Genomic DNA, 6,680 nt, shown 5'->3' with positions numbered 1-6,680 from the left:
GGTCGAGGTCGAGCGCGGCACCCCGCCGGCGGGCCGCGGAGCCGGCCGTGGCGGCGCGGAGGGTCGCCAGGCCGATCGCGTCGTGGGCGGAGGACGCCGGTACGGCGAACAGCTGCACCCCCTGGCGGCCGTCGGAGGCGGTGGTGGGGATGCTGACCAGCCAGACCGGCAGCGGCGGCGGAGTGAACGCGGCGACGTCGGTCGTGCGGACCGTCCAGGTGTGCGTGCTCGTGCGGGACGCGGAGGCGAGTGTCATGGCCGGCTCCAGTTCCATCGGCCGTGGCGGCGGCCTGCTGCTCACGACATCGTAACAAGCGGTGCGCAAAAATCACACATGGCATAGAAAATTCCTTACATAGAATTGGCGGATTCGATATCGCCTCGGGCCGGGCGTGAGGTCGACTCGCCCGCGGAGCCGGTCCGGCCCCGGGTCTCCCAACAGCGCCGACCTGCGCTGACCTGCGCCGATCGTCGTCGGGCGGCCTCGGGCGACGTCGGATCGGCCCTGCGCGGACCGTGCCCCGCGACGGGCCACGTCGCTCCCGTCCCGGTCGGCCGCTGATCCGGCATCGGGGATGCCGCCCCCCAGGCGTAGCCGTAGCCGTAGCCGCAGCCGCGCCGGGCGGCCGCGGCTCGCGTCGGACCGGCTGATGATTCCTAAGACCCGACGATGCGATTAGAGTCCGAATCAGGATCGACGGAAGGGGTCCGGCATGAGCATTGCGAATCCGCCGGGACGTCATCCGGACCGGCTGACCGACCGGCAGCGGGCCATCCTCGACTACGTCGCCACCGCCGCGGCCGAGCGGGGCTACCCGCCGAGCATGCGGGAGATAGGCCAGGCCGTCGGCCTGAGCTCCACGTCCTCCGTCGCCCACCAACTCGGTGCGCTGGAACGCAAGGGCCTGCTCCTGCGCGACCCGCACATCCCCCGCGCCTACCGGGTGCGCGGCAAGGCCGGATACGAACCGCCGATCCGTGAGAGCGAGGACGCCGGCTTGGTCGACGTCCCCGTCGTCGGCCGGATCTCCGCAGGCCGGCCCGTCCTCGCCGAACAGGACACCGAGGACGTCTTCACCCTCCCGCGCAGGCTCACCGGCACCGGCGACGTGTTCATGCTGCGGGTCGTCGGCCACAGCATGACCGGTGCCGCGATCTGCGACGGCGACTGGGCGGTCGTCCGCAGTCAGCCCACCGCGGACCCCGGTGACATCGTCGCCGCCATGATCGACGGCGAAGCCACCGTCAAGCGGCTCCGCCGCGAAGGCAACCGCAGCTGGCTGATGCCCCACAACTCCGGCTTCGAGCCGATCCCCGCCGACCGCGCCACCATCCTCGGCAAGGTCGTCACCGTGCTGCGCAGGCTCTGACCCGCACGCACCGAGCAGGCGGGGGCCGACACCGGCCCCCCGACCGGCGGGCTGCCCGCCGGATCGTCAGGCGCGGAGATCAACCGGCGTGACGCGGAACGCAGGTGGCTGACCGTCGGGACGGGGCCGTGGATCGGCCCGTTGCCGCCACTACCGGGAGGCGGGGAGGCGGATCCCGCGGCCCCAGTCGGGGTGGGCGTCGGTGAAGGCGGCGATCCGGCGGGCCGCGTCCACGAGGTCGTCGCCGAGCCGCAGGTCCCGGCGGTAGCGTCGGGCGAGGCCCACCAGGTCGGCCAACCGGTCCTCGGACCAGGCCCGGCCGGCGGCGTCCCGGAGGCGGACCAGGTCGTCGTGCTCGGCGAGGAGGCGCCGACGGCCGTCGTCGAGGAGCAGTTCCCAGCGGTGCCGATCGGCCGACCCGGCCGGCACTGGGCCGAGGGCCCGGCGCAGCTCGGTGATCCGGGTCGCTGCCGCCTCGCGCAGGCCGGCGGCGAGCAGGTCGGTGTGCCGGAGGACCGGCTTCGAGTCGATGATCGGCGGGTTCATCCGGTCACCGTACCGGCGCCGCCACGACCGGCCCGCGACCGCCGCACGGATCGCCCCCGGAGTGTCGCCTGAGTGTCGCCGGGACGGCGGAACGGGTCGAACGCCCGATCGCGTGCCCCGGGTTCGCCCCGGCGTCCGCACCGTCAGAGCCGTTGGACGGACCGCCCGCCGCGGGCGAGGCGCGCACTGCCGCGCCCGCCCAGGGAGAGGTACGCGTCCCAGGCGTCGAGCAGGGGCGGGACCAGTGGCTGCGGTGCAGCCAGGACTGCTGGACGGAGTACGACCGCTGGGTCGAGCCGGTGTTCGGGCCACGAAACTGACGGAAAGACAGATCAATGTCCCCTGTGGGCACATGGCGTGGACGGACGTCGCCGCTCCGCCGCGCGTTACTCCGTTCGAGTGAAGGACGGGTTCGTGGGACCTCCCGGGCGGGCAGAGCCTGCGGCATGACGACATCCACGAACAGCCGCCGCCGCCCTCGTCGCCGCCGTCCCGCCGCGCCCTCCGCGCCCTCCGCCCCCACCCCCGCCACGTCGGTCCACACCGCTCCGGCCCACACTGCGGCGGCCCACACCGCGGCGGTCCGCACCGCGCCGGTCCGCACCGCTCAGGGCCGTGCCGAGCGACCCCCGAACGCCGGGCCGGGCAGCGGCGGCCGGTGCTGCCGGACCTGGTCGAGCGAGCGCATCTCGCAGGGCGGCACGGTCATCCGCACGACCTGGCACGAGCCCGTGTGCCGGACCTGGAGCCGCCCGTGACCACCTCCGCAGGACCGGCCCCGGCACCTGGCGCCGCCATCCGTCACCACTGGGACCAGGGCATGGTCCAGCCGCTGAGGCCGTTGGCGGGGTCGAGGGGCTGCTTCTTGACGGAGTTGCGGATGATGACGACGTCGCCGACCAGGGAGGCGGCGTAGACCTTGCCGGCGGGTGAGTCGTCGTCGCCGGCCTCGGAGTCGACCATGCCGATGCAGCCGTGGCTGATGTTGTCGCACGACGGCCCCCCTCCATCGGATCTTCCGGAGGGGTACACGCCTCGACGGGCGCTCGGGTTTCACCGGAGGGCGCGCGAGATCGATGTCACGCATGCGTCCCGGCGGGGCGGGCCTGCGTCGGGCTCGCACCGGGCCGTGCCCGGGTCACTGGAGCGCGACGCGGAACGGACCGCCTTCCGCCCGGTCGCGCGGCACGTTGAACCGCACCCGGTGGTCGAGCTCGACCTGGTAGTACGCCCCGCCCTTCGGGACGTCGGCGATCTCGACGGGGAAGTCGCACTGGGCCACCTTCGACGACCGACCGGGGCCGAGGGTGCTGGTGGCGAGGAGCTTGCCGCGGTCGTCGTAGACGGCGACGGCCGTGTGCTGCGCGATGCCGGCGTATCCGCCGGTGCCGGTGCACTCGCCGGACGTGGGCGTCAGTCCGGTCGGCAGCGTCACGGTGCCGCTGAGCGAGAACATCCCGGCGAACGCCGAACTGCCGGAGCCGATGCCCCACACCAGACCGACCGCCGCCGCACCGGCCACGAAGCCGACCACGCCCGCAGTGCGCCGACCGGGCACGCGTGCCGCTCGTTGCGGTCCGACCGGTGGGGAGGCGGGCGGCGGAGCGCCGGGTGGTGCAGCCGCAGCGGCCAATGCATCGGTGTCGTCAGCCATGCCCGCGAGCATCCCAGCCGGACCGGCCGTGCACGGAGAACGGAACCGAATCGTGATCACCCCACCATGCCCGCTCTGGCGGGTACTTGACCGGCCTCGGGGGTCGTGGTGCCGGGTTCGACCGCCCGCCGGCAGGTCCGGAGTGCAGGACTCAGGCGAAGGCGGTCTCCGCGAAGCAGACGCCGCCACGTTCGGCGTGTGTCAGGGCGAGCCGACGCGAATGCCGGGGTGGCCGGCGGAGGTACTGCTTGAAGCCGGAAGCGTGGAAGTCGAGCTCGAAGAAGTGGCCTTCGAGGTGCCACCGCAGGTCGCCGCCGCCGTCCTGGGCGGCCGAGCGCCGCAGGCGGTCGATGTCGAGGCTCAAGGCCAGCCCCTTGAAGCCGAGGTCGCCCTCGACGTCCCGGACGTCCTCGAACACGAGCGTGGACGGCGCGATCCAGAGGGTGAAGTGCGTCTCCGGCGCCACCGGATGCACCCAGCGGACGATGTAGTCGATGTCCGGCAGCAGGCGCGGCAGCGAACCGTCCACGGCACCCGGCTGAACGCAGAGGCCGTGGACGGTGACGTGATGCCATCCCATCGCGTCGAAGTCGGCATCGCTCCAGATTGTTTTCGCCAGACCGGACTCCACCTGTGAACCGGACACGACGTCAGACTCGGGCCGTCCTGGTGAACGGCAGAGCATCCAGATCGGCGCGCACCTTGCTGTCCTGACGGTAAGTCACTTTCCGGATCACCAGGACGGCCAGAATCGCGGCGACGATGTCGGCCGCCGCGTCGTAGGGCGAATAGCCGTAGGGCCGGGCACCGAGTCGCAGGGCGACGACGCCGCCGACGGTCTTGGCGAGCCACGCCGCCCACCAGGCGTTGATCAACCACGTTCCGCCGGCGGGGGAGGTCGCGCGCCAGACGTCCAGTGCGATCCGGCGCGGAATCCACCACATCGCCCCGGGGATGAACCATGCACCGACGGCAAGTCCCGCCGAGTACTTGTGGGTTCCGGGCGCGAAGAGTTCGGCATTGAGGCGGCAGCGCCGGAACCAGCAGAGGAACACGACGACGGTGGCGAGGAACAGCGGCATGGAGATCGGCGCGAATTGTGCGAAGAACTCCGACTCGGTGCCGCCGGCCAGCGCCACGGCCAGCTGTGCGGCGGTCTGTACGCCGATCAGCACCTGGGCGGCCAGGGCCAGTCGGCGGGGGTCGGCGACCGGTCCGCTGTAGGCCAGGGCGCGCGGGCGCGCGTCATCACGACCGGGTTCAGAGTTCACTGCGTGTCCCCACCAATCACGCCTGCGGTGCTGGTCACGCGCAGAGATCGATCAGGATAGGAGCACGTGCTCGAACTGTCCACCGGCAGGCTGAATGCAGGGGGGGTGAAGGGAAAGGGTGCTGCGGCGGTACCGCTGTCAGAAGTACGGTCGGGCGGCCCCTATGATGCGGGGCCATGACGAGACGCGGCCTGACGCTGGCCCTTGCGATGTCCCTGTGTGCGGCGACCGGTGCAGGCGTGGCGCACGCGGACGGGTGCACGCCGGAGGCGGGCGGCACCTACAAGATCGACGGTGTGACCGGCAGCGTTCCCAAGGTGCGGATGGGGAATTCGCTGACGATCGACAACAGGATGCATCTCGACGCCCCCGACCAGAGCTCCAGCGCGTTCGAAACGATGGTCATCCCGGTGCGGCAGCAGGGCGGTTACACGCCCGGTCGGCCGCCGACGGTCTCGCTGAGCGTGGACGGCGGCCCGTCGCACCGGTTCTCGTTCACCTGGCGGCCGGCCACCCGGCCCGGAGACCTCGGCACCTGGGTCTCCACCCGTGTGGAGTTCGGGAGGCTGACCCGCGGTGTCCACGTGCTGCACGAGACCCTGTCGATGCCCGTGGGCAGCCCCGACGGTCTGTACGAACTCGGCGCCTACGCCTACATGGACGGGCCGTGCGGGATGGTCAGAGGCACCACGATGGGCAGTGTGAGCTACGAGTTCACCGGTGGCACCCCCGCCCGGGAGCCCTCCCGGGCCACCGGCGGCGGCGCGACCGACACGCCGAGCCCGCGGGTGAGCACATCCCGTACGCCGGGAGCGGCCGGGACGCCCGGCTCGCCGTCCCAGGCACCGTCCGGCTCACCGTCGCCCTCGGCGCCGTCCTCGCCGTCGGTGTCCGCCCCGCCGTCGCCGGGCGGGAGCCCGATGTCCTCGCCGAGCCCGACGCCGCCGGTGGCGGCATCACCGGCCGTCGTCCCGCTGGCCACCACGCCCGCCGCGAACGGAAGTTCCGCACTGCCGTGGGTGATCGGTCTGCTCGCGGCGCTGGCCGCAGTGGCGGTCGGCGGGGTGCTGGCGCTGCGCCGTCGTCCCCGCTGAGCCCGATCGGAGGACGGTCAGTCGAGGCAGAACTCGTTGCCCTCGACGTCCTGCATGACGATGCAGGCGTCGTTGCCGTCGTACAGCAGGCGTTCGCGCACCGCGCCGAGCGCCAGCAGTCGCGTGCATTCGGCCTCCAGCACGGCCAGGCGCTCCTCACCCACGAGGCCGGTGCCGACCCGCACGTCGAGGTGGACGCGGTTCTTGACGACCTTGCCCTCGGGAACGCGCTGGAAGTACAGCCGCGGGCCCGCCCCCGTCGGGTCGCTGCACGCGAACCAGGCGCCCCGGTCCTCGGCCGGCCGGGAGCGGTGGTAGTCGTCCCACGTGTCGAACCCCTCCGGCGGCGGCGGTACGACGTACCCCAGCACCTCGCACCAGAAACGGGCGACGCGCTCGGGATCCGCGCAGTCGAACGTGACCTGAACCTGCCTGACCGATGCCATCGGGCCACCCTAGCAGGTTGATCATTCCGCTCAATTCCCGCTGGATGTCCGAAGGTTGGTGGGAATGGTCGGTGCGGGCGGCGGCATGCGGGCCCGATCGTCTCGTGACACCTCTCGTGATACCTTCTGTGCCGCCGTGCGCCGTTGCGAATCCGAGGAGGTGAGACCGATCAACACTGTGACAGGTCGGGCCTCCCTCCCCCGCATGGCCTAGGGACGCCCGCCGAAGGCATCCCGAAAGGCCCGCACCATGCGCTTCATCTCCGACTCGCAGCACCGGCGGCCCTTGGCAGGCTGTG

9 protein-coding genes are annotated in these 6,680 nt (G+C 72.2%); 2 read left to right on the top strand and 7 right to left on the bottom strand.

The genetic code is table 11. The annotated features are described in order from the left end of the window. Window positions 1–256, bottom strand: a 256-nt coding sequence (locus tag ABZ641_RS22025; protein WP_359984159.1) for a hypothetical protein, incomplete at its 3' end; no start/stop codon positions are given. A 457-nt stretch (window positions 257–713) separates the two neighbouring features. On the opposite strand from ABZ641_RS22025, the gene lexA reads away from it, so the two are divergent. Continuing rightward, on the top strand, window positions 714–1,370 hold the full coding sequence (gene lexA / locus ABZ641_RS22020; RefSeq protein WP_344625375.1) for a transcriptional repressor LexA: 657 nt from the start codon (window positions 714–716) through the stop codon (window positions 1,368–1,370). A gap of 150 nt (window positions 1,371–1,520) precedes the next feature. On the opposite strand, the gene ABZ641_RS22015 is transcribed toward lexA, so the two are convergent. The 5 genes from ABZ641_RS22015 to ABZ641_RS21995 all read right to left on the bottom strand — a co-directional run bounded on the left by ABZ641_RS22015 (window position 1,521) and on the right by ABZ641_RS21995 (window position 4,841). Beyond that, window positions 1,521–1,916 (bottom strand): hypothetical protein, encoded by a 396-nt coding sequence (locus tag ABZ641_RS22015; protein ID WP_344625376.1) that lies wholly within the window; start codon window positions 1,914–1,916, stop codon window positions 1,521–1,523. An 801-nt stretch (window positions 1,917–2,717) separates the two neighbouring features. Then, window positions 2,718–2,879, bottom strand: coding sequence for a hypothetical protein (locus tag ABZ641_RS22010; protein ID WP_359984156.1), 162 nt, complete (start codon window positions 2,877–2,879; stop codon window positions 2,718–2,720). Between the two features lie 175 nt (window positions 2,880–3,054). Next, window positions 3,055–3,474, bottom strand: a complete 420-nt coding sequence (locus ABZ641_RS22005) for a hypothetical protein (protein ID WP_359984153.1) — start codon at window positions 3,472–3,474, stop codon at window positions 3,055–3,057. 247 nt (window positions 3,475–3,721) lie between these two features. Next, window positions 3,722–4,216 (bottom strand): hypothetical protein, encoded by a 495-nt coding sequence (locus ABZ641_RS22000; protein ID WP_344625379.1) that lies wholly within the window; start codon window positions 4,214–4,216, stop codon window positions 3,722–3,724. A gap of 4 nt (window positions 4,217–4,220) precedes the next feature. Next, window positions 4,221–4,841 carry a DUF4328 domain-containing protein gene (locus tag ABZ641_RS21995; protein ID WP_359984151.1) on the bottom strand — a complete coding sequence of 207 codons (621 nt, stop codon included), beginning with the start codon at window positions 4,839–4,841 and terminating at the stop codon, window positions 4,221–4,223. Between the two features lie 176 nt (window positions 4,842–5,017). Here ABZ641_RS21995 and ABZ641_RS21990 point away from each other — a divergent pair, with 176 nt between their 5' ends. Next, a complete protein-coding gene (locus ABZ641_RS21990) occupies window positions 5,018–5,935 on the top strand; it encodes a hypothetical protein (RefSeq protein ID WP_359984148.1) in 918 nt (305 codons plus the stop codon). Between the two features lie 17 nt (window positions 5,936–5,952). Here the strand turns inward: ABZ641_RS21990 and ABZ641_RS21985 are convergent, their stop codons facing one another. After that, window positions 5,953–6,381: a VOC family protein gene (locus ABZ641_RS21985; RefSeq protein ID WP_344625382.1), complete on the bottom strand. Its 429-nt coding sequence runs from the start codon at window positions 6,379–6,381 to the stop codon at window positions 5,953–5,955. Window positions 6,382–6,680 lie beyond the last annotated feature (299 nt).

Origin of the sequence: Kitasatospora sp. NPDC007106, from assembly GCF_040634455.1 — a bacterium.
Classification (GTDB): Bacteria; Actinomycetota; Actinomycetes; order Streptomycetales; family Streptomycetaceae; genus Kitasatospora; species Kitasatospora arboriphila.
Note: the sequence above shows the minus strand (reverse complement) of the source record. Positions and strands in the feature narration are given on the sequence as shown.